At 61.0% G+C, this 22,372-nt stretch carries 21 protein-coding genes; 7 read left to right on the top strand and 14 right to left on the bottom strand.

The window, feature by feature from the left end:
- Positions 1-5 precede the first annotated feature (5 nt).
- The 4 genes from AB5Y93_RS10905 to AB5Y93_RS10890 form a co-directional block, all read right to left on the bottom strand.
- Positions 6-1,220, bottom strand: coding sequence for an IscS subfamily cysteine desulfurase (locus AB5Y93_RS10905; RefSeq protein ID WP_010675060.1), 1,215 nt, complete (start codon positions 1,218-1,220; stop codon positions 6-8).
- 52 nt (positions 1,221-1,272) lie between these two features.
- Positions 1,273-1,776: a Fe-S cluster assembly transcriptional regulator IscR gene (gene iscR / locus AB5Y93_RS10900; RefSeq protein ID WP_025327241.1), complete on the bottom strand. Its 504-nt coding sequence runs from the start codon at positions 1,774-1,776 to the stop codon at positions 1,273-1,275.
- 94 nt (positions 1,777-1,870) lie between these two features.
- Positions 1,871-2,605 (bottom strand): tRNA (cytosine(32)/uridine(32)-2'-O)-methyltransferase TrmJ, encoded by a 735-nt coding sequence (trmJ, locus tag AB5Y93_RS10895; RefSeq protein WP_041215017.1) that lies wholly within the window; start codon positions 2,603-2,605, stop codon positions 1,871-1,873.
- 189 nt (positions 2,606-2,794) lie between these two features.
- The gene (locus AB5Y93_RS10890) at positions 2,795-3,307 is read right to left on the bottom strand and encodes an SCP2 domain-containing protein (RefSeq protein WP_368229331.1); all 513 of its coding nucleotides are present in this window, start codon (positions 3,305-3,307) and stop codon (positions 2,795-2,797) included.
- Positions 3,308-3,496: 189 nt separating this feature from the next.
- Between AB5Y93_RS10890 and AB5Y93_RS10885 the strand changes: the two genes are divergently transcribed.
- On the top strand, positions 3,497-4,492 hold the full coding sequence (locus AB5Y93_RS10885) for a peptidase U32 family protein (protein ID WP_128271750.1): 996 nt from the start codon (positions 3,497-3,499) through the stop codon (positions 4,490-4,492).
- A 12-nt stretch (positions 4,493-4,504) separates the two neighbouring features.
- Positions 4,505-5,377: a U32 family peptidase gene (locus AB5Y93_RS10880; RefSeq protein ID WP_368229330.1), complete on the top strand. Its 873-nt coding sequence runs from the start codon at positions 4,505-4,507 to the stop codon at positions 5,375-5,377.
- Between the two features lie 75 nt (positions 5,378-5,452).
- On the opposite strand, the gene nlpI is transcribed toward AB5Y93_RS10880, so the two are convergent.
- The 7 genes from nlpI to queA form a co-directional block, all read right to left on the bottom strand.
- Positions 5,453-6,385, bottom strand: coding sequence for a lipoprotein NlpI (nlpI, locus tag AB5Y93_RS10875; protein ID WP_280520777.1), 933 nt, complete (start codon positions 6,383-6,385; stop codon positions 5,453-5,455).
- Positions 6,386-6,475: 90 nt separating this feature from the next.
- Positions 6,476-6,844 carry a rhodanese-like domain-containing protein gene (locus AB5Y93_RS10870; RefSeq protein WP_342040479.1) on the bottom strand — a complete coding sequence of 123 codons (369 nt, stop codon included), beginning with the start codon at positions 6,842-6,844 and terminating at the stop codon, positions 6,476-6,478.
- A 100-nt stretch (positions 6,845-6,944) separates the two neighbouring features.
- A complete protein-coding gene (gene secF / locus AB5Y93_RS10865; RefSeq protein WP_010675068.1) occupies positions 6,945-7,892 on the bottom strand; it encodes a protein translocase subunit SecF in 948 nt (315 codons plus the stop codon).
- A 9-nt stretch (positions 7,893-7,901) separates the two neighbouring features.
- Positions 7,902-9,755 (bottom strand): protein translocase subunit SecD, encoded by a 1,854-nt coding sequence (secD, locus tag AB5Y93_RS10860; protein WP_029314697.1) that lies wholly within the window; start codon positions 9,753-9,755, stop codon positions 7,902-7,904.
- 18 nt (positions 9,756-9,773) lie between these two features.
- Entirely contained in the window at positions 9,774-10,109 is a 336-nt protein-coding gene (gene yajC / locus AB5Y93_RS10855) for a preprotein translocase subunit YajC (RefSeq protein WP_010675070.1), read from the bottom strand.
- 50 nt (positions 10,110-10,159) lie between these two features.
- On the bottom strand, positions 10,160-11,296 hold the full coding sequence (gene tgt, locus AB5Y93_RS10850) for a tRNA guanosine(34) transglycosylase Tgt (protein WP_010675071.1): 1,137 nt from the start codon (positions 11,294-11,296) through the stop codon (positions 10,160-10,162).
- A gap of 118 nt (positions 11,297-11,414) precedes the next feature.
- Positions 11,415-12,482, bottom strand: coding sequence for a tRNA preQ1(34) S-adenosylmethionine ribosyltransferase-isomerase QueA (queA, locus tag AB5Y93_RS10845; RefSeq protein WP_010675072.1), 1,068 nt, complete (start codon positions 12,480-12,482; stop codon positions 11,415-11,417).
- Positions 12,483-12,693: 211 nt separating this feature from the next.
- Between queA and AB5Y93_RS10840 the strand changes: the two genes are divergently transcribed.
- The 3 genes from AB5Y93_RS10840 (at position 12,694) to ahpF (ending at position 16,065) form a co-directional block, all read left to right on the top strand.
- A complete protein-coding gene (locus AB5Y93_RS10840) occupies positions 12,694-13,140 on the top strand; it encodes a CBS domain-containing protein (RefSeq protein ID WP_368229329.1) in 447 nt (148 codons plus the stop codon).
- 629 nt (positions 13,141-13,769) lie between these two features.
- Positions 13,770-14,336, top strand: coding sequence for an alkyl hydroperoxide reductase subunit C (ahpC, locus tag AB5Y93_RS10835; RefSeq protein ID WP_010675074.1), 567 nt, complete (start codon positions 13,770-13,772; stop codon positions 14,334-14,336).
- A 142-nt stretch (positions 14,337-14,478) separates the two neighbouring features.
- On the top strand, positions 14,479-16,065 hold the full coding sequence (gene ahpF, locus AB5Y93_RS10830; protein ID WP_042016663.1) for an alkyl hydroperoxide reductase subunit F: 1,587 nt from the start codon (positions 14,479-14,481) through the stop codon (positions 16,063-16,065).
- A 68-nt stretch (positions 16,066-16,133) separates the two neighbouring features.
- Here the strand turns inward: ahpF and AB5Y93_RS10825 are convergent, their stop codons facing one another.
- The gene (locus AB5Y93_RS10825) at positions 16,134-17,453 is read right to left on the bottom strand and encodes an MFS transporter (RefSeq protein ID WP_368229328.1); all 1,320 of its coding nucleotides are present in this window, start codon (positions 17,451-17,453) and stop codon (positions 16,134-16,136) included.
- Positions 17,454-17,568: 115 nt separating this feature from the next.
- On the opposite strand from AB5Y93_RS10825, the gene AB5Y93_RS10820 reads away from it, so the two are divergent.
- Positions 17,569-17,814 carry a hypothetical protein gene (locus AB5Y93_RS10820; RefSeq protein ID WP_041201636.1) on the top strand — a complete coding sequence of 82 codons (246 nt, stop codon included), beginning with the start codon at positions 17,569-17,571 and terminating at the stop codon, positions 17,812-17,814.
- 124 nt (positions 17,815-17,938) lie between these two features.
- Here the strand turns inward: AB5Y93_RS10820 and AB5Y93_RS10815 are convergent, their stop codons facing one another.
- Entirely contained in the window at positions 17,939-18,688 is a 750-nt protein-coding gene (locus AB5Y93_RS10815; RefSeq protein WP_368229327.1) for a class I SAM-dependent methyltransferase, read from the bottom strand.
- Between the two features lie 228 nt (positions 18,689-18,916).
- Between AB5Y93_RS10815 and AB5Y93_RS10810 the strand changes: the two genes are divergently transcribed.
- On the top strand, positions 18,917-19,402 hold the full coding sequence (locus AB5Y93_RS10810) for a VOC family protein (protein WP_368229326.1): 486 nt from the start codon (positions 18,917-18,919) through the stop codon (positions 19,400-19,402).
- An 85-nt stretch (positions 19,403-19,487) separates the two neighbouring features.
- On the opposite strand, the gene gcvP is transcribed toward AB5Y93_RS10810, so the two are convergent.
- Positions 19,488-22,364: an aminomethyl-transferring glycine dehydrogenase gene (gene gcvP, locus AB5Y93_RS10805; RefSeq protein ID WP_368229325.1), complete on the bottom strand. Its 2,877-nt coding sequence runs from the start codon at positions 22,362-22,364 to the stop codon at positions 19,488-19,490.
- Positions 22,365-22,372 lie beyond the last annotated feature (8 nt).

Raw genomic sequence — 22,372 nt, 5'->3', positions numbered from 1 at the left:
AAGGATCAGTGATGTGCCCATTCGACCGTATTCAGATCGACGCCATCCTTGAACATCTCCCACAGGGGGGACATCTCGCGCAGACGACCGATGGAGTCGCAGATGAGCTTGATTGCGTAGTCGATCTCTTCTTCGGTGGTGAAGCGACCGATGCTGAAACGGATGGAGCTGTGTGCCAGCTCGTCGTTCAGGCCCAGGGCGCGCAGCACGTAGGAAGGTTCCAGGCTGGCCGAGGTACAGGCAGAACCGGAAGAGACCGCCAGATCCTTCAGTGCCATGATGAGGGATTCCCCTTCCACATAGGCGAAGCTGACGTTCAGGTTACCCGGTACACGCTGGTCCAGATCCCCGTTGATATAGACTTCTTCGATGTTCTTGATGCCATCCCACAGACGCTGGCGCAGGGCCATGATGTGCTGGCTCTCGCTCGCCATCTCTTCCTTGGCGATGCGGAAGGCTTCCCCCATGCCGACGATCTGGTGGGTTGCCAGGGTACCGGAGCGCATGCCGCGCTCGTGACCACCGCCGTGCATCTGGGCTTCCAGACGAACACGGGGCTTACGGCGCACATACAGGGCGCCAATGCCTTTCGGGCCGTATACCTTGTGGGCGGACATGGAGAGCAGATCAACCTTGAGCGCTTCCACGTCGACCGGGATCTTGCCCACGCTCTGGACGGCGTCCACGTGCAGCAGGATCTTGCGGGAACGGCACAGCTCGCCGATGGCAGCGATGTCTTGCACCACCCCGATCTCGTTGTTGGCGTGCATGATGCTGACCAGGATGGTGTCATCACGCAGGGCGCCTTCGATCTGCTCAAGGGTGAACAGGCCGTTGGGCATGGGCTCAAGGTAGGTCACCTCATAGCCTTCACGCTCCAGTTGGCGGCAGGTATCCAGCACGGCTTTGTGCTCAGTCTTGGAGGTGACGATGTGCTTGCCCTTGCCGGCGTAGAAATGGGCGATGCCCTTGATGGCCAGGTTGTTGGACTCGGTCGCACCGGAGGTAAAGACGATCTCGCGCGGGTCCGCGCCGATCAGCTCTGCCACTTGATTACGGGCCAGATCCACCGCCTCTTCGGCCTGCCAGCCGAAACGGTGGGAACGGGAGGCTGGGTTGCCGAACAGGCCGTCCATGGTGAGGCACTGCATCATTTTTTCTGCGACACGCGGGTCCACCGGACAGGTTGCCGAATAATCAAGGTAAATAGGCAGTTTCATCTTTTTCTCCGTTACGACGGGGTCACACAGCGACTCGTCGTGGAAAGCACGTTTATAGTTGGACTTTCAAGCTCACATCACCGCGTTCGGCCCGATCAACCAGGGACAACACGGTCTTCATTTGTTCATCTTGCTTGCCGGCGATACGGCGCACATCGGCCTGACCAACCAGCTCGGCCAGGGTGATATCCCCCAGGAAACTGGAGATGCGTTCGCTCAGATCCCGCCACAAGGAGTGGGTCAGGCACTGGGTACCACCGTGGCAGCCCCCTTTGCCGAGGCACTTGGTCGCATCGACCGATTCATCGACCGCGGTGATCACCTGACCGACCGAAATCTCGCCAGGGGCCAGACCGAGGCGATAGCCGCCACCGGGGCCACGTACGCTGCTCACCAGACCATGCTTGCGCAGACGGGCAAACAGTTGTTCCAGATAGGACAAGGAGATGCCCTGGCGCTCTGAAATATCAGCCAGGGGCACGGGCCCCTGCTCTGCATGCAACGCCACGTCGAGCATGGCTGTCACCGCGTAACGTCCTTTTGAGGTCAGTCTCATATGCCTTACCGTCTTGCGAACCAATCAATATGTGGCATATGGTCACATACCCGACTAAATCAGTCAAGTATATGCTTGAGTAAATCAGTCGGGATTAATCCTGTGCCCTGGACTTCTGGACAGAGGTGAGAATGCCCCGCAGGATGTTCAACTCCACCGCTTCGGGTCTGGCCCGATTGAATAGACGACGCAGTTTGCTCATCACATGGCCTGGATGGTCATCGGCAATGAACCCCGTCTTTTGCAGCGTCTGCTCCAGATGCTGATAAAACCCTTCCAGTTGCTGGGCGCTGGGGTACTCGACCCGCTCATCCTCCGGGGCCGAATGCTCCTGGTTCTGTACTTCCAGCCAGCGCATCCGCACCTCGTAACAAAGGGTCTGCACTGCCATGGCCAGATTGAGGGAGCTGTATTCTGGATTGGCGGGAATGGCCACATGGAAGTGGCATTTTTGCAGTTCGTCATTGGTGAGGCCGGTACGTTCACGGCCAAACACCAACGCGACCGGGTGCTCCATGCCCTCGGCAACCAGCTTCTCGCCCGCTTCACGGGGATCCAGCATGGGCCAGCTCAAGGTGCGGGAACGGGCACTGGTGCCGATGACCAGACCACAGTCGGCAATGGCTTCATCCAGGGTCGGCACGATTCGGGCGCGAGCCAGGATATCGCTGGCCCCCGCCGCCAGGGCGACGGCCTCCTCATCCGGCTGGGCCTGGGGATCGACCAGCACCAGTTGAGTCAGCCCCATGGTCTTCATGGCCCGCGCCGCGGATCCCATGTTGCCGGTGTGAGAGGTGTTTACCAACACGATACGAATCTGATCCAACATGCCCAGTCAATCTTCAGTCAAAAATGGCGCGCAATTGTAACATAACCAATCGCTATTTTGGCACCGCTTCCAACCAGGCATTTCTGCACAAACAGGCAGATGACACCTCCCCACCCTGCGTGGTCACGCTGACAGTGGGGTACTGCGGCTCAAGTTCACCTGTTCGCAGCACTCGGGCAAGAAAACGGCTCAGCCCATTGTCGCGGCAGTGGGCACGTGCGTCTCGCGGGCCCGCTCGATAAAGGTCGCCAGATCCATCAGGGGGTATTTCATCAATCCCAGCCCGTCCAGATCCAGGCTGTCCATCAGATTTTTCACCTCCAGGCCCAACTCTGTATCCCCCTCTATCTTCAGCCGGCGCTGGAAGAAGAGGGAATCCGGGTCTTCACGGCGCCCGGCGATCAGAACAAGATCCTGGCTATTGCCGCTGAAACAGACATCGGCGTGCTCACACCTCCTTGCCACCACCAGCTTGCCATCCTGCTCGCTGATGAACCAGCAGAGCTCCAGATCAGAGACTTCGACCTTGAGCCACTTGCCTGCCAGAAATTCAAAGTCGCCATCTGTGATGGCCTCTTTGAACACGCTGGCCAGCAGGCGCTCCATCAGGTTTTGTTGCAAAGGGAAGGGCACCAGCTTGAGGGGGTGGCGCAAGAGACGGGGGGCCTGTTCGACCAGGCGACGTTGCAGATGTTGAAACACGATAAACTCCCAGTTTTTTGCGCATTCAAGCACAGCCCCTTCGGCAAGATCCTGTTGAAAATCAAACTTGTGCCCACTTACCTCAAGAAGGGTAAAGCCACCTAAAGCTGCCTCAGGTCAAAAAGCGGGAGGGCAAGCATGCATACAATCGGGCCACTTTTGCATTTTTGCCCTCTCGGAGCGTACCCGATGGAATTACTCTGCCCGGCAGGCAGCCTGCCGGCACTGAAAACAGCCGTGGATAACGGGGCCGATGCGGTCTACATCGGCTTCAAGGATGACACCAACGCCCGCCATTTCGCCGGTCTCAACTTCACCGACAGCAAGCTGGAAAGAGCGGTTGACTATGTCCACCAGCATGGCCGCAAGCTGCACATCGCCATCAATACCTTTGCCCACCCGGGCTCCGATGCCCGCTGGAAGCAGGCCGTGGACAAAGGGGTGGCGCTCGGTGCCGATGCCCTGATCATCGCCGATCTCGCCGTGCTCGATTATGCCAGCCGCCGCCATCCCGACATGGAGCTGCATGTCTCGGTCCAGGCCAGCGCCACCAACGCCGCAGCCATTCGCTTCTACCAGCAGCACTTCAACGTCGGCCGGGTGGTGCTGCCGCGGGTGCTCTCCATGCATCAGGTGAAGCAGCTTGCCCGCGAGACTGACGTCGGCCTCGAGGTGTTCGCCTTCGGCAGCCTCTGCATCATGGCGGAAGGGCGCTGCTACCTCTCCTCCTACATGACCGGCGAGAGCCCCAATACTGTGGGAGCCTGCTCCCCTGCCAAGTTCGTGCGCTGGGAAGAGACCCCGAGCGGCCTCGAATCCCGCCTCAACGAGGTGCTGATCGATCGTTACGGCCCGGGGGAAAATGCCGGCTACCCGACCCTGTGCAAGGGGCGCTTCGAGGTGGATGGCCAGACCTATCACGCGCTGGAGGAGCCCACCAGCCTCAACACCCTCGGCCTCCTGCCCGAGCTGTTCCAGACCGGCATCCAGTCGGTCAAGATCGAGGGACGCCAGCGCAGCCCCGCCTATGTGGAGCAGGTGACCCGGGTCTGGCGCGCCGCCATCGACGCCTATCAGGCCAACCCCGAGGCCTATCAGGTCAAGGCCGAGTGGGATGCCCAGCTCGCCCGCGTCTCCGAGGGGAGCCAGACCACCCTCGGTGCCTATCATCGCCAGTGGCAATAAGGAGCCCTGTTCATGAAATTCTCTCTCGGCCCCCTGCTCTTCTACTGGCCCAAGGCCGACACCCAGGCCTTCTATCAGGCGGCCACCGCCAGCCAGGCCGACATCGTCTATCTCGGGGAAACCGTCTGCAGCAAGCGCCGCGAACTGAAAGTGGATGACTGGATTGCCCTCGCCCGTCAGGTGACCGCCTCGGGCAGGCAGGCGGTGCTCTCTACGCTGGCGCTGATCTCTGCCCCCTCCGAGCTCAAGGAGGTAAAGCGGCTGGTCGACAACGGCGAGCTGATGATCGAGGCCAACGATCTGGGGGCCGTCCAGCTCGCCAGCGAAGCCGGGCTGCCGTTCGTCTGCGGCCCCGCCATCAACGCCTACAACGCCGACGTGCTGCGCATGCTGCTCAAACAGGGGATGCAGCGCTGGGTGATGCCGGTGGAGCTCTCCCGCGACTGGCTGATGCAGCTCAATCAGGATCTGGGCAGGGAGCGCCAGCAGTTCGAGGTGGAGGTGTTCGCCTATGGTCATCTGCCGCTCGCCTACTCGGCACGCTGCTTCACCGCCCGCTCCCTCGACCGGCCCAAGGACAACTGCGAACTGGCCTGCATCCACTACCCCACCGGCCGGCTTGCCAGCAGCCGCGAGGGGCAGAAGGTGTTCAACCTCAACGGCATCCAGACTCAGTCCGGTTACTGCTACAACCTGGGCAACGAGCTCAAGGGGATGGAGGGGCTGGTGGATGTAGTGCGCCTCTCGCCCGAAGGCATGGAGACCCTGACGATGCTGGAGCGCTTCAAGGCCAACGAACAGGGGATGGCCCCCCTGCCCCTGCAGCAGGAGCGGGACTGCAACGGTTACTGGCGCCAGATCCCCGGCATGAACCTGGTGGAGTAGCGGTACAACCCGTGTCACCAGACAGCAAAAAGGCCTCGTCAAGAGGCCTTTTTCATGGGGTTCAAACCCGTTTAGTCACGCTTTGCCGCTCTTGCCCTGGGCTCCGGGTGGCTGGGGCTTGCGCGCCATCAGTTCCAGCTCCAGCAAGGCATAGCGATGCTCGATGAAGTCATAGACGTTGTTGGCCAGCGCCAGCTTGAAGTAGCTGATGGCTTCCTTGCGGTTACCCTTGGCCAGCTCGAACTTGCCGAGGTAGAAGTAGGTCTCGCACAGGCGCTCGGCGAGCTCCCTGTTGTCCTTGACCCCTTTCACCACGTTGCTCATCAACTGGGTGGCATTGATGTCGCCCGTATAGAGGCGCACCAGATCCCAGTTCCAGGCGTCGTCGTCATATTTGTTGAGCCGCTCGCGCATCCGGCTCATGGCCGCCGGTCCGTTGAGCTTCTGCTCGGCCAGATAGAGCCAGATCACCCGATAAGGGTCTTCTGGTTGCGCCTCGTAGAAGCGCTTCATATCCGCCGCGGCAAGCTCGGGGCGATTGCCGTAATAGAGCGCGATTCCCCGGTTGAGATAGGCGTAGTCGTAATCCGGGGCGAGCTCCAGAGCGGAGTCGAACGCCTCATAGGCCTCGTCGTAGTTCTGCTGTTGAACCAGATAGACACCGATGAAGTTGTAGGCCTCGGCAAAATCCGGCTTCTCCCGCAGGGCGCGGTTGAAGTCGAGTCGCGCCAGGGAACGCAAGCCCACCCGGTCAAACACCACGGCACGCTCATAGAAGAGTTCTGCCCGCTGTTCGGTCGTCAATTCCATTTCACTGAGCATCTGCCCGAGTCGCGCCAACGCCAACTCGCTCTGGTAGGAGACCTGCAAGGGGGTCGCCAATACCAGTGAAGCGGGTTGCGGCTTGGGAACTTGAGGCGCTTTTACCTGACTGCTACTGCTGCAACCCCACAAGGGGAGCAACAACAGGATACCCGTGAGGTATCCAATCCCTATCCTGACGTTCAATGAACACTCCGACGCTTACGCTTGACCCCGCATATGGTAAAGATCACGGGGCCGTTTGTCATGTGGCGCAGCCCCTCTCCCTCAAATAAATCAGGATTCGACAGGGTATCCGGCATCGCTCCAGCCGCGAAAGCCTCCATCGACGCTGACGACCCGGGAATAACCCATCTTCTGCAGGTTATCCGCCACCAGGATGGAGCGAAATCCCCCACCACAATAGAGGTAGAGTTCGGTGTCGGGATCCGGATACCGGGTCTCGATGTCACGCTCTATCACCCCGCGCCCGAGATAGGTGGCCCCCGGCAGATGGCCCCTGGCCCACTCGCTCTCTTCGCGCACGTCGATCACATGAAATGCTCGGCCCTCATCCTGCCAGCGCTTGATCTGATGCACATCGGTTTCCTGAACCTGCGGGCGGATGGCCTCTACCAGGGCCAGAAAACGGGGATTGTGTTGCATGGGCTTGCTCCTTGCTTTGGGTAATGGATGCTGGGTTGTGGGGAGCATCATGACTCACCCCGGCCACAAGAGAAAGGGCGCCTTGCGGCGCCCTTGTCTGTTACGGCAGGATCTCTTGCTGATCCGCGCCCTCTTTTTCCACCTGGGTCGGCAGCATGTGCTCCCGCTTGATCCCGAGGAACATGGCTGAGGCGCTCGCCACATAGATGGAGGAGTAGGTCCCGAAAGCCACCCCGATCACCATGGCGATGGAGAAACCGTGGATCAGAGGCCCGCCTTTGAGCAGCAGCGCCACCACCACCACGAAGGTCAACCCCGAGGTGATGATGGTCCGGCTCAGGGTCTCGGTCATGGAGAGATCCATGATCTCCGCGGTGTCCCCACGGCGTACCTTGCGGAAATTCTCCCGCACCCGGTCGAACACAACGATGGTGTCGTTCAGGGAGTACCCCACCAGCGTCATCAGCGCCGCCAGCACGGTCAGGTCGAACTCGTACTGGAAGTAGGCAAAGATGCCGAGGGTGATGATCACGTCGTGAGCCAGGGAGAGGATGCCCCCCGTGGCCAGACGCCACTCGAAGCGCACCGCCACGTAGATCAGGATACAGATGATGGAGGCCAGCATGGCCAGGGCACCGTCGGTGGCCAGCTCGTCACCCACGGAGGGGCCGACGAACTCGACACGCTTGAGCACGGCGCTCTCGTCGACCAGCTTGGCGGCCGCCAGGACCTCGTTGCCCTGCTGCTCGACCTTGACGCCCTCTTGCGGGGCCATGCGCACCAGCACATCACGGCTGGAGCCGAAGAACTGCAGGGTTGCCCCGTCAATCTTCTGCTGATCCAGCGCCTCGTGCATCTTGTCCAGGCTCACCGACTGCTGGAACCCCACCTCGATGGTGGTACCGCCGGTGAAGTCCAGCCCCCAGTTCAGGCCACGATCGTACAGAACGTAGAGGGCGAGCACCGTCACCAGAGCAGAGAGGACCATACCCAGCTTGGCGAAACGCATGAAGGGGATGGGCTTTTCAAAATGTAGAATTTGAAACATGTCTCTTCCTTAGATCGGCAGCTTGTCGATGCGCCGTCCACCCCAGGCCAGGTTGATGATGGCGCGGGATACCGTGATGGCAGTGAACATGGACGCCGTCAGGCCGATCCCGAGGGTCAGGGCGAAGCCCTTGATGGCACCGGTACCGATACCGAACAGGATCACGCAGGTGATGAGCGAGGTGATGTTGGAGTCGGCGATGGTGGAGAAGGCGCGGTCAAAGCCCAGGTGAATGGCTTGCTGCACCCCGCGACCATTGCGGATCTCTTCACGAATACGCTCGTAGATCAGCACGTTCGCATCCACCGCCATCCCCAGCGTCAACACGATACCGGCGATGCCCGGCAGGGTCATGGTGGCCCCCGGGATCATCGACATGATACCGACGATGAGCACCAGGTTCATGGTCAGCGCCAGATTGGCCACCCAGCCGAAGGCACGGTAGTAGATCCCCATGAAGAGCACGATCACCAGCATGGCCCAGCCGATGGCTTCCATCCCGCTGTCGATGTTCTGCTGACCCAGGCTCGGGCCTATGGTGCGCTCTTCGACGATCTGGATGGGGGCAATCAGGGCACCGGCACGCAGCAGCAGCGCCAGGTTGTGGGCTTCGTTGGCGTTGTCGATCCCGGTGATGCGGAACTGGCTACCCAGGCGAGACTGGATGGTGGCGACGTTGATCACCTCCTCCTGCTTGCGGAACTTGCGCTTGCCGTCCGGACCAGGCTGACCCACCGGCTTGTACTCGATGAAGACGGTCGCCATGCCCTTGCCAACGTTGTCCTTGGTAAAGTTGGCCATCTTGTTGCCACCCTGACCATCGAGCTTGATGTTGACCTGGGGACGGCTGTATTCATCGAAACCGGACTGGGCACCCACGATGTGGTCACCGGTCAGGATCACGCGCTTTTGCAGTACCACGGGACGACCGTTGCGATCGTTGTAGACCTTGGAGCTCGGCGGCACGCGGCCTGCGGCTGCGGCCTGGATATCGGCAGCCTCATCGACCATGTGGAACTCCAGGGTCGCGGTGGCCCCCAGGATCTCCTTGGCACGGGCGGTGTCCTGGATCCCCGGCAGCTCGACGATGATGCGCTCACCGCCCTGCTGCTGGACCAGCGGCTCGGCCACACCCAGTTCGTTCACCCGGTTGCGGATGATGGTGATGTTCTGCTCGAGGGCATACTTCTTCACCTCTTTGACCTTGGCTTCGCTCAGACTGGCCAGCAGGATGAAGTCATCCCCTTTCTGGTCGGTGGTGAAGACAAGATCCGCATTCTGGCGACGCAGGAAGGAGAGTGCCTTGGCCTGATCGGCCTCGTCACGGAAGACCACCTGCACCTGATCCCCGACCCGGCGTACACCGGAGTAGCGGATCTTCTGGGTGCGCAGCTCGGCGCGGAAATCCTGCACCATCTGTTCCTGCTGCTTGGCCAGCGCTTCGGCCATGTCCACTTCCATCAGGAAGTGCACACCGCCCCGCAGGTCAAGACCGAGCTTCAGGGGCGCCGCGCCGATGGCCTCGAGCCAGGCGGGGGTGGACGGTGCCAGGTTGAGGGCGGTGATGAAATTGTCGCCCAGCTTGTTGGCCACGATGTCGCGCGCCTTGAGCTGGTCTTCGGTGTTGTTGAAACGGATCAGGATGAAGCCGTGCTCGAACGCCGCATGCTTGACAGGGATCTTCGCCTCGTCGAGGGTTTCCTTCACCTGATCGAGGGTTTCTAGTTTGACTTCGGCACCACGGCTGGCAGAGACCTGCAAGGCCGGGTCTTCGCCGTAAAGATTGGGGGCTGCATATAGAAAACCGATGGCGATCACGACGATCACCATCAGGTATTTCCACAGCGGATAGCGATTTAACACGCTGTGCTCCTCGGGAGATTAGAGGGACTGGATAGAACCCTTGGGCAGAACGGCAGAGACGAAGTCACGCTTGATGGTGACCTGAGTCTGATCGTTCAGGGCCAGCACAATGTAGTCGCTGTCGGCGGAAACCTTGGCGATCTTGCCGACCAGGCCACCGGAAGTGAGCACTTCGTCGCCCTTGGAGAGGGAGCTCATCAGATTGCGATGCTCCTTGGCACGCTTGGCCTGGGGACGGTAGATCATGAAGTAGAAGATGAGACCGAACACGGCCAGCATGATGATCATTTCCATGCCACCACCCTGTGCTGCCGGAGCCGCGCCTTCTGCATACGCCTTGGAGATAATGCTCATTTAACAACCTCTTATTGATGTAGATTTGAATACTAACTTATATGTCGTTGTTATTTCACGTCATTTTCAGCCAGTGGAGGCACAGGCTTCCCTTGCCGACGGTAAAACTCAGTTACAAAGTCGTCTAATTTACCCTGCTCGATCGCGTCCCGCAAACCCTGCATCACGCGCTGGTAATAACGCAGGTTGTGGATGGTATTCAGACGGGCACCGAGGATCTCGTTGCACTTGTCCAGATGGTACAGATAGCTGCGGGTGTAGTTCTTGCAGGTGTAGCAATCGCAGTCCGCATCCAGGGTGCTGGTGTCTTCCCGGTACTTGGCGTTGCGGATCTTGACCACCCCATCGGTGGTAAAGAGATGACCGTTGCGGGCGTTGCGGGTCGGCATCACGCAGTCGAACATATCGATACCGCGGCGCACCCCTTCCACCAGATCCTCCGGCTTGCCCACCCCCATCAGGTAGCGCGGCTTGTCGGCTGGAATTTTCGGGCAGACATGGTCAAGGATGCGATGCATGTCCTCTTTGGGCTCACCCACGGCGAGACCACCGACCGCGTAACCGTCGAAGCCGATCTCAAGGAGACCGTCCAGCGACACATCCCGCAGCGGTTCGTAGACAGAACCCTGAATGATGCCGAACAGGGCGTTCTTGTTGCCCAGCGCATCGAACTTGTCACGGGAGCGCTTGGCCCAGCGCAGGGACATCTCCATGGACTTGCGCGCTTCCTCGTAAGTGGCCGGGTACGGGGTGCACTCGTCGAAGATCATCACGATGTCGGAACCCAGATCGTACTGGATCTCCATGGACTTCTCGGGGTCGAGGAAGATCTTCTCGCCGTTGATGGGATGACGGAAGTGCACCCCCTCCTCGGTGATCTTGCGGATGTGCCCCAGACTGAACACCTGGAAACCACCGGAGTCGGTCAGGATCGGCCCCTGCCAGTTCATGAAGTCGTGCAGATCGCCGTGGGCGCGCATCACTTCCTGACCCGGGCGCAGCCAGAGGTGGAAGGTGTTGCCAAGCAGGATCTGGGCACCGGTCTCACGTACCTCTTCCGGTGTCATCCCCTTGACGGTGCCGTAGGTGCCGACCGGCATGAAGGCCGGGGTCTGGACCACGCCACGCTCGAACACCAGTTGACCGCGACGGGCACGCCCATCGGTGGTTTTCAATTCAAATTTCATTGCTACCTCTATTCAGTCAGAGAAACAGTCTGACAACAAAGGGCCCGAGGGGCCCGGTAATATGAAGCCGGCCGGCATACTGACAAGCAGAGCCTGAACGACTTCTGAAGGGCAAGGCTTAACCCTGCACCCGGCGACGGGTGACGAACATGGCGTCCCCGTAGCTGAAGAAACGGTACTGTCCCGCCACGGCGGCCTGATAGGCGGCCATCACGTTGTCATAGCCGGCAAAGGCGCTGACCAGCATGATCAGGGTGGATTCGGGCAGGTGGAAGTTGGTGATCATGGCATCGACCACCTGGAACTCGTAACCGGGGAAGATGAAGATGTCGGTGTCATTGAAGAAGGGCGCCAGCGGCTTGCCCTGGGCCAGGGTCGCCTTGGCTGCGCTCTCGAGGGATCGTACCGACGTGGTGCCCACCGCAACCACCCGACCGCCGCGGGCGCGGGTCGCCGCGATGGCATCCACCACCTCCTGGGGCACTTCGGCGTATTCCGAGTGCATGTGGTGATCTTCAATCTTGTCGACGCGCACCGGCTGGAAGGTGCCCGCCCCCACGTGCAGGGTCACGAAGGCCATCTCCACGCCCTTGGCACGGATCTGCTCGAGCAGCGGCTCGTCGAAGTGCAGACCGGCGGTCGGCGCCGCCACGGCACCCGGCTTCTGGTTGTAGACGGTCTGGTAGCGCTCCTTGTCGGCATCCTCGTCGGGACGGTCGATATAGGGAGGCAGCGGCATGTGGCCGATGGCATCCAGAATGGTCAGCACAGGGCGCGGGTCCAGGAAGTGGATCTCGAACAGAGCGTCGTGGCGGGCACGCATCTCGGCCTCGACGGGCACGCCGTCGGCACCGCCATCCAGAAGGAGACGGGTACCTGGCTTGGGGGACTTGGACGAGCGGACGTGCGCCAGCACGCTGTGCTCGTCCAGAATGCGCTCCACCAGCACCTCAAGCTTGCCGCCGCTGGCCTTCTGGCCAAACATGCGGGCCGGAATGACCCGGGTATTGTTGAACACCAGCAGATCGCCGGGGTTGAGCTGGTCAAGCACATCGACAAAATGACCGTGGCGCAGGGCGCCGGTTTGACCATCGAGCTGCAGCAGGCGGCTGGCGGTACGCTCCGCCATGGGATAGCGGGCAATCAGCTCGTCTGGCAGATCAAAATGAAAATCGGATACTTGCATCTTTCACCTCGGGGGAATCGGCGGCTAGTCTAGTTATCCCCCTCTTCCAAGGCAACCCAAAAGACTAAAAACCCAAGGAAGACAAGGGATAGCGGGCCATTTTGTGAGGCTGGGCCCGTTAAAAAACCTTTAAGGTTTTGTATTGACCCCGATCATGTTCTGGCGACGGGGGCTGGGCTAGGGTGGAAGCAGACACACAAGGAGGCCCACCATGATGACCCTCTCCGAGATCATGACTGAACACCCCTTTACCCTGGGTCCGGAAAACAGCGTCAAGCAGGCGATGGAGCTGATGCAGCAGGAGCGGATCCGTCACGTTCCCATCGTTGACGAACACCAGCATCTGCTTGGTCTGGTCACCCTCTCGGACATCCTGGCCACCCGCGAATCCAAGCTGCTGCTGATCAACCCCGAGCGGGAGGAAGAGTTCACCGACAGCGTCCAGCTCGACGAGATCATGACTCGTCAGGTGGCGAGCGTGGATCCCCACGCCGGCATCAAGGAGGCGGCTCTGTATCTGCAGCGCCACAAATATGGCTGTCTACCGGTACTCAAGGGGCGCAAGCTGGTTGGCATCGTCACCGAGTCGGACTTCATCGCCGTGGCCATCAATCTGCTGGAGCTGATGGAGGAGCAGGAGCCCCCAACCGACTTTTGATCTTAAATCCCTGTAATAAAATTACAATAAAAGCGTTTTCAGCCTAATTTAACGGCTATTTAAGTGAAACACTTTCAATTTGACTGTAAAATTACACCACAAAACTTGCGTTGTGACATTCATCACACTATGATGCCCACCATGCAATGGTTGCCGAAGAGGAGATGAGGATTGTGCACCCGCCATCTTCTCTTCATATGTCTGCAAGTTTGCACACCCCGTAGTTAGTCTTTGCTGTAAAGCATATTTATCGCCATTCCTTGTTTGATGACCCGGCCCTGTCTGTGCGACGGCGCCGGGATTTTTTTATCCCTCTTTTTTCTACTGCGCCGCCTCGTCTGCCCCCTTCTCTGCTCACGCAATGAAAACAAATCCGGCCCAGCCCTTGAAAATGTGACATGCAGGACAGAAATTGAACTTCGACAATGAGTTATCTCCGAAGGCCTGAGATATTCATGTTAGGTACAGTTGTGATGGTCTATCTAATAAATAGATTTATGTGATTCAAAATTGTGGCTTTGACCGATTAGAAAAAGTCACTATGATGACTCCATCGAAAGTTAAGCGCCTCGTCTGGCACGACTCTTCAACACCAGACAGGCATATGTACATCACCAAGGAGCAAATACATGTCTACCTACATCAACACTGAAATCAAGCCATTCAACGCCACCGCCTACCACAATGGCAAATTCGTTCAGGTGTCTGACGCTGACCTGAAAGGCAAGTGGTCCGTGGTGTTCTTCTACCCGGCTGATTTCACCTTCGTCTGCCCGACCGAGCTGGGCGACCTGGCCGACAACTACGCCGAATTCCAGAAGCTGGGCGTCGAGATCTACGCCGTCTCCACCGACACCCACTTCACCCACAAGGCCTGGCACGACACTTCTGACACCATCCAGAAGATCCAGTACCCGATGATCGGCGACCCCACTGGCACCATCACCCGCAACTTCGGCGTGATGATCGAAGAAGCTGGCCTGGCTGACCGCGGTACCTTCGTCATCGACCCGCAAGGCGTCATCCAGATCGTTGAAATCAACGCTGGCGGCATCGGCCGTGACGCACTGGAACTGCTGCGCAAGGTCAAGGCTGCCCAGTACGTTGCTTCCCACCCGGGTGAAGTGTGCCCGGCCAAGTGGAAAGAAGGCGACGCCACCCTGGCCCCGTCCCTGGATCTGGTAGGCAAAATCTAAGCCTCCCCGCTCTGAAGACCGGCCCGTTCAAGGGCCGGTCTTGTTTACGGCCCTCAGAAAATGCGCCGGTCTGCTGTGTGGACCTCTGTTTTCTGTATCCGGTCATCGTGCCGACCCGCATTCAGCAAGAAGGAATTCGACCATGTTAGATACCAACCTCAAACAACAACTCAACGGTTACTTGCAGTACATCGTCAATCCCATCGAGATCAGCGTGTCCGGCAATGACAGCGACAAATCCGCCGAACTCCTGGCATTGGCCAGCGAGATCGCCGAGATGTCCCCCAAAATTTCCCTGACCGATGGCACCAATGCCCGCAAGCCTTCCATGAGCATCGCGCCCCAGGGCCAGGCCCCGCGCGTGCACTTTGCCGGCATTCCCATGGGTCATGAATTCACCTCCCTGGTGCTCGCCCTGCTGCAAAGCGGCGGTCACCCCTCCAAGGCCGATCCGGCCGTGCTGGAGCAGGTGAAGAACCTCAAGGGCGAGTTCCACTTCGAGACCTATATTTCCCTCTCCTGCCACAACTGTCCGGACGTGGTACAGGCCCTGAACCTGATGTCCACCCTGAACCCCGGCATCACCCACACCATGATCGACGGTGCCCTGTTCCAGGATGAGGTGAACGAGCGTCAAATCATGGCGGTCCCGAACGTCTACCTGAACGGTCAGCCGTTCAGCCAGGGCCGCATTTCGCTGGAAGAGATCGTCGCCAAACTCGACACCGGCGCTGCCGAGCGCAAGGCGCAAGAGCTGAGCGAAAAAGCGCCTTATGACGTGCTGGTGGTGGGCGGTGGCCCGGCCGGTGCCGCCGCGGCCATCTATGCCGCCCGCAAAGGCATTCGCACCGCCATTGTCGCCGAACGTTTCGGTGGCCAGGTGATGGACACCGTCGGCATCGAGAACTTCATCTCCGTGCCCTACACCGAGGGCCCCAAGCTGGCCGCCAGCCTGGAGCAGCACGTCAAGCAGTACGGCGTGGAAGTGATCACCGAGCAGCGCGCCGCCGCCATCAGCAAGGATGGTTACGTCAACGTGGACCTCGCCTCCGGTGCCACCTTGAAGAGCCGCGCCGTAATCCTGGCAACCGGTGCCCGCTGGCGCGACCTGAACGTGCCGGGTGAACTCGAGTATCGTACCAAGGGTGTGGCCTACTGCCCCCACTGTGACGGCCCCTTCTTCAAGGGCAAGCGCGTGGCGGTGATCGGTGGCGGCAACTCCGGCATCGAGGCGGCCATCGATCTGGCCGGCATCGTCGAGCACGTCACCGTGGTGGAGTTCGCCGATACCCTGCGTGCCGACGACGTGCTGCAGAAGAAGGCCCGTTCCATGGGCAATATCGACATCATCATGAGCGCCCGCACCACCGAAGTGATCGGCGACGGCAGCAAGGTGGTGGGCATGGACTACGAAGATCGCACCACTGGCGAGATCAAGCATCTGGCAGTGGCCGGCATCTTCGTCCAGATAGGCCTGGTGCCGAACACCGAGTTCCTCAAAGGAAGCGAGATTGCCCTGACCCGCTTTGGCGAAATCGAGATCGACACCAAGGGTGCCACCTCCCTGCCCGGCGTCTATGCCGCAGGGGATGCCACCACGGTACCGTTCAAGCAGATCATCATCTCCATGGGGGCAGGTGCCACCGCCGCCCTGGGTGCGTTTGATTACCTCATTCGCAACCCGGCGCCGGAAGCACAAGCTACCCAGGCCGATGCCGTGACCGCCTGATAACCGCCCAACAAAAAACCGACTCCCTGGAGTCGGTTTTTTTATCCCTGTCGTTGGATCGCCAGCCTTCAGCGCCCCTGCGGCGCGTCCCTCTCCTGCCCCTCTTCACTCACCGCTCTCTCTTCTGCATCAGGCACGGCATAGCTCGCCGGCACTGCTTCCCCTTCCAGATCCGTTCTTGGCTCCAGCTCCGCCGTCATGGGGGTGTTGGGGGGCACCGGCATGAAAACCTGATGCTCCGTCAGCGGAATGGGGGCTCGCTTACGCCTGCGCCAGCCGAGATAGGCCGACAGCATCAGACCGCACAGGGCAAAGTAGACGAACAGCCCCTGTGGTCCGAACGTTGCCATGGTAAAGGGGGCCAGCAGCGGACCCGTCATGGCCCCCAGGCTGTAGGCAAGCAGCAACCCCTGGTTTGCCCCCAGCACCTGATCCGGGCGCAGTTCATCGCAGGCATGGCTGAGGCTCAAGGGATAGATGGAGAACGCCATGCCCCCCAGCAGGAAGACAAGAGTCCCCTCGACTGGCTCACGCCAGGGCTCCGGCAGCAGCACCATCAACAACGCGATCAGGGTCAGCAGGGCGCAGAGCAGCAGGATCACCAACCGTCTGTCGTAACGATCAGATGCACGTCCGATAGGATATTGCAGACACATCCCCCCCAGGATCACCAGCGCCATCATGTCCGCCACCTGGGAGAGGGAGGCGCCGCTGTCGGTGAAATAGAGCGGCAACAGCCCATAGATGGCCCCGAGGATGAGGCCCGAGGTAAAGCTGCTGCCCATTCCCGCCGGAGTGAGGCGCACCAGCTCCAGCACGCCCACCGGCTGGGGTGCCACCATGGCCGGCGTCGCCACTCGGGAGAGAGCCAGAGGCACCACGGAGAGAGTCGCCGCCATGGCGCACAGGGCGAACGGCGTCAGCACCATGGGGTCCACCTGCTTGAGCAGCAGCTGGCCCAGGGCAAGTGAACCGTACAGCAGGATCATGTAGAGGGACATCAACCGCCCCCGGTTCGCCGGGGTGCTTGAGACCAGCATCCAGGACTCCAGCACCACGAACAGGCCGCCGGTGGCAAACCCCCCGATCAGCCGCAGCGCCGCCCAGGTGACAGGCTCCACCACCATGCCGTGCAGCAGAAACAGAAAACAGAGCAGGGAGGCATAAGCCGCATAGGCCCGGATATGCCCCACCCGGATGATGAGGCGGGCATTGATGAAGGTCCCCAGCACCAGGCCGCCGAAATAGGCAGCCGACACCAGACCGATGGCCTGGGCGGACACCTGCTCGGCGGAGAGACGCACCGTCAGCAGGGTATTGAACAGACCGTGACCCAGAATGAAGATCACCAGACTGGTCAGGGGGGACAGCAACCTTGTCAGTGCCATGGAGCCTCCTCGCAGCAAAAGGGTCATGGTAGCCCCTGCCTCCCGCTCCCTTCAACCCGAATGCCCTCCCCTGCGGGGCTATGCTTGACGGGAACCCCACATGGAGATCCGAAAGATGAGACTCATGCTGTTGTTGGCCGCCCTGCTCTTTTGCGGCAGCGCCCTCGCCTTCCACTGCCCCATGGACATGAAGAAGATAGACGACGCCCTGGCCGCAGGCCCCGCCCTCAGTGCCGAGCAACTGGCCGAGGTGAAGCAGTTGAGGGCGGACGGAGAGACCCTGCACAACGCGGGCAAGCATCAGGAATCGGTCGATACCCTGGCCAAGGCCATGGCCATTCTCAGCATCGATCAGGGCTGATACCGCCCCTTCGCCGCGCGACGGTCTCTTTCGCATCGCCCGGATACAGACCGCCAAAATGAAACAAGGCCCTCGCCATCACTGGCGGGGGCCTTTTCACTGCGGATGTCAGCGCTGAACGGGGCTACACCCGGCCACTGTAGACCAGGGTGCAATAGTTGAAGGCTATCTTGCCGTCAACGGCATGGCGAGCAAACTCGCGGCGAACGAGCGCCGTCATCTGATCGTGGGCCGGCGTGCCCGCCACAGGCGCATAGGAGGAGGAGTTGAGCCGTCCAAGCACCCCGTCAAGATCGAACAGCTGGCTGTTCTCGAAGCGATCGAGCCGGAACTCCCCGGTGAAGAAGGCGCGAAAATCCGCCTCGCCGAGGTTGCGATGATTGACCTCCTCGTAATCCCCCGAGTAGGCGTGCAGCCCCTCTTCATAGGCCTTGAGAAACGGGGTGTTCGTCAGCCTGTCATTCCAGATGAGAGCGACCCGGCCACCGGGCTTGAGCAGCCGCTGGCACTCCTGCCGAAAAGCCGCGCGATCGAACCAGTGAAACGCCTGGGCGACCGTGACCAGATCCATCGCCCCCGTGGGCAGGCCCGTGGTTTCCGCACTGCCGTGCAGCCAGCCGATGTTCCCCACCTGGGCAAGCAGCCGTTTGGCGGCAGCCCGCATATCGTCGTTGGGCTCCACCGCCCAGACCCGCGCGACCCGGGGAGCCAGCAGGGCCGTCAGGATGCCGGTGCCCGCGCCGATGTCCGCCACCTGGGACTCGGGCCCCATGGCCAGCTCTCTTGCCAGAAAATCCAGCATGGCGACGGGATAGCTGGGGCGATACTTCACATAGGCCTCGACCCGGGTCGAGAATCGCTGGGTACTGTCCATGGCAGACTCCTCTCTTGATGCGGCCTTCATGCCGGCTCCCGGCCTGGTGACCAGGATCCCCATGCCACTACACTTGACCCCATCATGCAAGCCCCAAGCGGGTGGCAAACGGCGTACAGGCTGGCTTGTCACCCAGCGAAGCAGCAGGCGCTGCGGGAGGCAGGATACCCATCGGGGCGCCCGCTCACGGGCGTCGAAGGACAAACACCAGGATGGAGCTGCGACACAATGAGACCAGTCAAGAACAGGATTTGCCTCTGGTATGACGGGGATGCCGAGGAGGCGGCACGGTTTTACGCCAGCCTCTTCCCCGACTCCGCCATCGGTGCCGTACACCGGGCCCCGGCCGACTATCCCGCCGGCAAGAGAGGGGACGTGCTGACGGTCGAGTTCAGGGTGATGGGGATCCCCTGCCTCGGCCTCAACGGCGGGCCCGGGGTCCGCCACAGCTGGGCGTTCTCGTTTCAGGTGGCCACCCAGGACCAGGCCGAGACGGATCGCTACTGGCAGGGCATCATCGACCATGGCGGCCGGGCGAGTGAATGCGGCTGGTGTCAGGACAAGTGGGGTATCTCCTGGCAGATCACCCCTCAGGTCCTCATCGAGGCGATAAGCGATCCCGACCCCGAGGCAGCGAGACGCGCCTTCGAGGCCATGATGCAGATGGGCAAGATTGACATTGCCACCATCGAGGCGGCGCGCCGGGGCGAGTAGCCCGTTCGCGCGGGCGCCACACACAACAAGGCCACCCCTGGGGGTGGCCTTGTGCATATTGGCTGTCAGTCTTGCTGCGCCGCGATTACTTGGCGTAATCCTCGGTGGGTACGCAGGAGCAGAACAGGTTGCGATCGCCATAGACGTCGTCGATGCGGTTGACCGACGGCCACAGCTTGCTGGCGCGCACGGCGTCGGACGGGAAGACCGCCTCGGCGCGGCTGTAGCCACGGTTCCACTCTGCATCCATCACGTCGTCCTGGGTGTGCGGCGCATGGACCAGGGGGTTGTCGGCGAGGCTCCAGTGACCGTCCTGTACCCGGGCAATCTCGGCGCGGATGGCGGTCATGGCTTCCACGAAGCGATCCAGCTCGCGCTTGGATTCGGATTCGGTCGGCTCGACCATCAGGGTGCCCGCTACCGGGAAGCTCATGGTCGGCGCGTGGAAGCCGTAGTCCATCAGGCGCTTGGCCACGTCCATCTCGCTGATGCCACTGGCTTCTTTGAGCGGGCGGATGTCCAGGATGCACTCGTGGGCCACCCGGCCATTGCGACCTGTATAGAGCACGGGGAAGGATTCCCCCAGCTTCTTGGCCAGGTAGTTGGCATTGAGGATGGCGACCTGGGTGGATTTCTTGAGCCCCTCGTCACCCAGCATGGCGATGTACATCCAGCTGATGGGCAGGATGCTGGCCGAGCCGAACGGGGCGGCAGACACGGCGCCGTTGTCACGGCTCTCCTTGTCGGTCTTGACCACGGCGTGACCGGCCACAAACGGTGCCAGGTGTTTCTTCACGCCGATGGGACCCATGCCCGGACCGCCACCGCCATGAGGAATGGCGAAGGTCTTGTGCAGGTTGAGGTGAGAGACGTCCGCACCGATAAAGCCTGGCGCCGTCAGCCCGACCTGCGCGTTCATGTTGGCGCCGTCGAGGTAAACCTGACCACCATACTGGTGAACGATTTCGCACACCTCCTTGATGGTCTCCTCGTACACCCCGTGGGTGGAGGGGTAGGTCACCATCAGGCAGGAGAGCTGGTCTCCGACCTCGGCGGCCTTGGCCCGCAGGTCGTCCAGATCCACGTTGCCGGCCTTGTCACAGGCGGTGACGATGACCTTCAAGCCCGCCATCTGGGCGGAAGCCGGGTTGGTACCGTGGGCAGAGGCCGGGATGAGGCAGACATCGCGATGCCCCTCTCCGCGAGACTCGTGGTACTTCTTGATGGCGAGCAGGCCCGCGTATTCGCCCTGAGCGCCGGAGTTGGGCTGCATGCAGACCGCATCGTAGCCGGTCACCTTCACCAGCCAATCTTCCAGATCTGCCAGCAGCAGCTGGTAACCCTGGGTCTGCTTGAGCGGCGCGAAGGGGTGCAGCTTGCCGAATTCAGGCCAGGTCACCGGGATCATCTCGGCGGTGGCGTTGAGCTTCATGGTGCAGGAGCCGAGCGAGATCATGGCGTAGTTCAGGGCCAGATCTTTCGCTTCGAGACGGTGGATGTAGCGCAGCATCTCGGTCTCGGAGTGGTACTTGTTGAATACCTCGTGGGTCAGCACGGCGTCGGTGCGCAGCAGATCCTGCGGGATCGCCTGATGCGTCTGGGCGGCCTGGTCGAGGGCCTCCACATCGAGGTCGTGACCCGCCCCAAGGAACAGGTCGAACAGCTCGGCCACATCGCCTCGGGTGGTGGTTTCAGAGAGGGACACACCGACCGCACCATCGAGATCCGCACGCAGGTTGATGCCGAGCCCCTCGGCCTTGGCAATGAGTGCAGCCTTGTCCGACGTCAGTACTGTGAGGGTATCGAACCAGCTTCCGTGCTTGAGGGCCACGCCCTTGGCGGTAAGGCCGAGCGCCAGGATGGTGGTCAGACGGTGCACGCGGGAGGCGATGGTTTTCAGCCCCACCGGGCCGTGGTAAACGGCGTAGAAGCTCGCCATGTTGGCCAGCAGCACCTGGGCAGTACAGATGTTGGAGTTGGCCTTCTCGCGGCGGATGTGCTGCTCGCGGGTCTGCATGGCCATGCGCAGGGCGCTCTTGCCACGGGCATCCTTGGAGACGCCGATGATGCGACCCGGCATGGAGCGCTTGTAGGCATCGCGGGTGGCGAAGAAGGCGGCGTGGGGGCCACCGTAACCCATGGGCACGCCGAAGCGCTGGGCACTGCCGAACACCACGTCGGCACCCAGTTCACCCGGGGATTTGAGCAGCAGCAGGGAGAGCATGTCGGTCCCGACGCAGGCCAGCCCCTTCTGGGCCTGGACGGCGGCGATGAGGGAACGCAGGTCGGTCACATTGCCGGTGGTGCCCGGGTACTGGAACATGGCACCGAACACCTCTTCGCTCACGGCCTCGCCCGCAGGGCCGACCAGCACATCGAAACCGAAGTGGACCGCGCGCTCCTTGACCACGTCGATCACCTGGGGGTGAACGTCGTCGGCCACGAAGAAGAGGTTGGATTTGGATTTGGCCATGCGCTTGGCCAGCGCCATGGCTTCGGCGGCGGCGGTGGCTTCATCGAGCAGGGAGGCGCTCGCCAGATCCATGCCGGTGAGATCCAGGGTGAGCTGCTGGAAGTTGAGCAGGGCTTCGAGACGGCCCTGGGCCAGCTCGGGCTGATAGGGGGTGTAGGCGGTGTACCAGCCCGGGTTTTCCAGCACGTTGCGCAGGATGACATGGGGCACGTGGGTGTCGTGGTAGCCCATGCCGATGTAGCTCTTGGCGATCTGGTTCTTGGCCGCATAGCCCTTGAGCTTGGCCAGTGCCTCCACTTCGGTCATGGGGGCGCCGATACCAAGCGGCCCTGGACGACGGATGGCGGCGGGGACCGTCTGCTCAATCAGATCGTCCAGGCTCTCGGCACCCACGGTGGCGAGCAGGGCCCGCAGTTCTTCCTCACCCGGGCCGATGTGACGGCGGATGAAATCGGTTTTTTGCTCGAGTTCAAACAGTGACTGGGTCATTTCCCTAT

The sequence above is a fragment of the Aeromonas sp. R10-1 genome (genome assembly GCF_040908465.1).
GTDB lineage: Bacteria > Pseudomonadota > Gammaproteobacteria > Enterobacterales > Aeromonadaceae > Aeromonas > Aeromonas caviae.
The sequence above is the reverse complement of the archived record's forward strand: the minus strand, read 5'-3'. Positions and strand labels throughout refer to the sequence as shown.

Excerpts from the sequence above, each read along its gene's own strand:
- AB5Y93_RS10880 (WP_368229330.1), top strand. The coding sequence starts at position 4,505 with ATGAAATTCTCTCTCGGCCCCCTGCTCTTCTACTGGCCCAAGGCCGAC.
- iscR (WP_025327241.1), bottom strand. The coding sequence starts at position 1,776 with ATGAGACTGACCTCAAAAGGACGTTACGCGGTGACAGCCATGCTCGAC.
- trmJ (WP_041215017.1), bottom strand. The coding sequence starts at position 2,605 with ATGTTGGATCAGATTCGTATCGTGTTGGTAAACACCTCTCACACCGGC.
- AB5Y93_RS10820 (WP_041201636.1), top strand. The coding sequence starts at position 17,569 with ATGAGACTCATGCTGTTGTTGGCCGCCCTGCTCTTTTGCGGCAGCGCC.
- ahpC (WP_010675074.1), top strand. The coding sequence starts at position 13,770 with ATGTCTACCTACATCAACACTGAAATCAAGCCATTCAACGCCACCGCC.
- queA (WP_010675072.1), bottom strand. The coding sequence starts at position 12,482 with ATGCAAGTATCCGATTTTCATTTTGATCTGCCAGACGAGCTGATTGCC.
- tgt (WP_010675071.1), bottom strand. The coding sequence starts at position 11,296 with ATGAAATTTGAATTGAAAACCACCGATGGGCGTGCCCGTCGCGGTCAA.
- AB5Y93_RS10810 (WP_368229326.1), top strand. The coding sequence starts at position 18,917 with ATGAGACCAGTCAAGAACAGGATTTGCCTCTGGTATGACGGGGATGCC.
- AB5Y93_RS10840 (WP_368229329.1), top strand. The coding sequence starts at position 12,694 with ATGATGACCCTCTCCGAGATCATGACTGAACACCCCTTTACCCTGGGT.
- AB5Y93_RS10870 (WP_342040479.1), bottom strand. The coding sequence starts at position 6,844 with ATGCAACACAATCCCCGTTTTCTGGCCCTGGTAGAGGCCATCCGCCCG.
- AB5Y93_RS10815 (WP_368229327.1), bottom strand. The coding sequence starts at position 18,688 with ATGGACAGTACCCAGCGATTCTCGACCCGGGTCGAGGCCTATGTGAAG.
- AB5Y93_RS10905 (WP_010675060.1), bottom strand. The coding sequence starts at position 1,220 with ATGAAACTGCCTATTTACCTTGATTATTCGGCAACCTGTCCGGTGGAC.
- AB5Y93_RS10885 (WP_128271750.1), top strand. The coding sequence starts at position 3,497 with ATGGAATTACTCTGCCCGGCAGGCAGCCTGCCGGCACTGAAAACAGCC.
- yajC (WP_010675070.1), bottom strand. The coding sequence starts at position 10,109 with ATGAGCATTATCTCCAAGGCGTATGCAGAAGGCGCGGCTCCGGCAGCA.
- AB5Y93_RS10825 (WP_368229328.1), bottom strand. The coding sequence starts at position 17,453 with ATGGCACTGACAAGGTTGCTGTCCCCCCTGACCAGTCTGGTGATCTTC.
- ahpF (WP_042016663.1), top strand. The coding sequence starts at position 14,479 with ATGTTAGATACCAACCTCAAACAACAACTCAACGGTTACTTGCAGTAC.
- gcvP (WP_368229325.1), bottom strand. The coding sequence starts at position 22,364 with ATGACCCAGTCACTGTTTGAACTCGAGCAAAAAACCGATTTCATCCGC.
- secF (WP_010675068.1), bottom strand. The coding sequence starts at position 7,892 with ATGTTTCAAATTCTACATTTTGAAAAGCCCATCCCCTTCATGCGTTTC.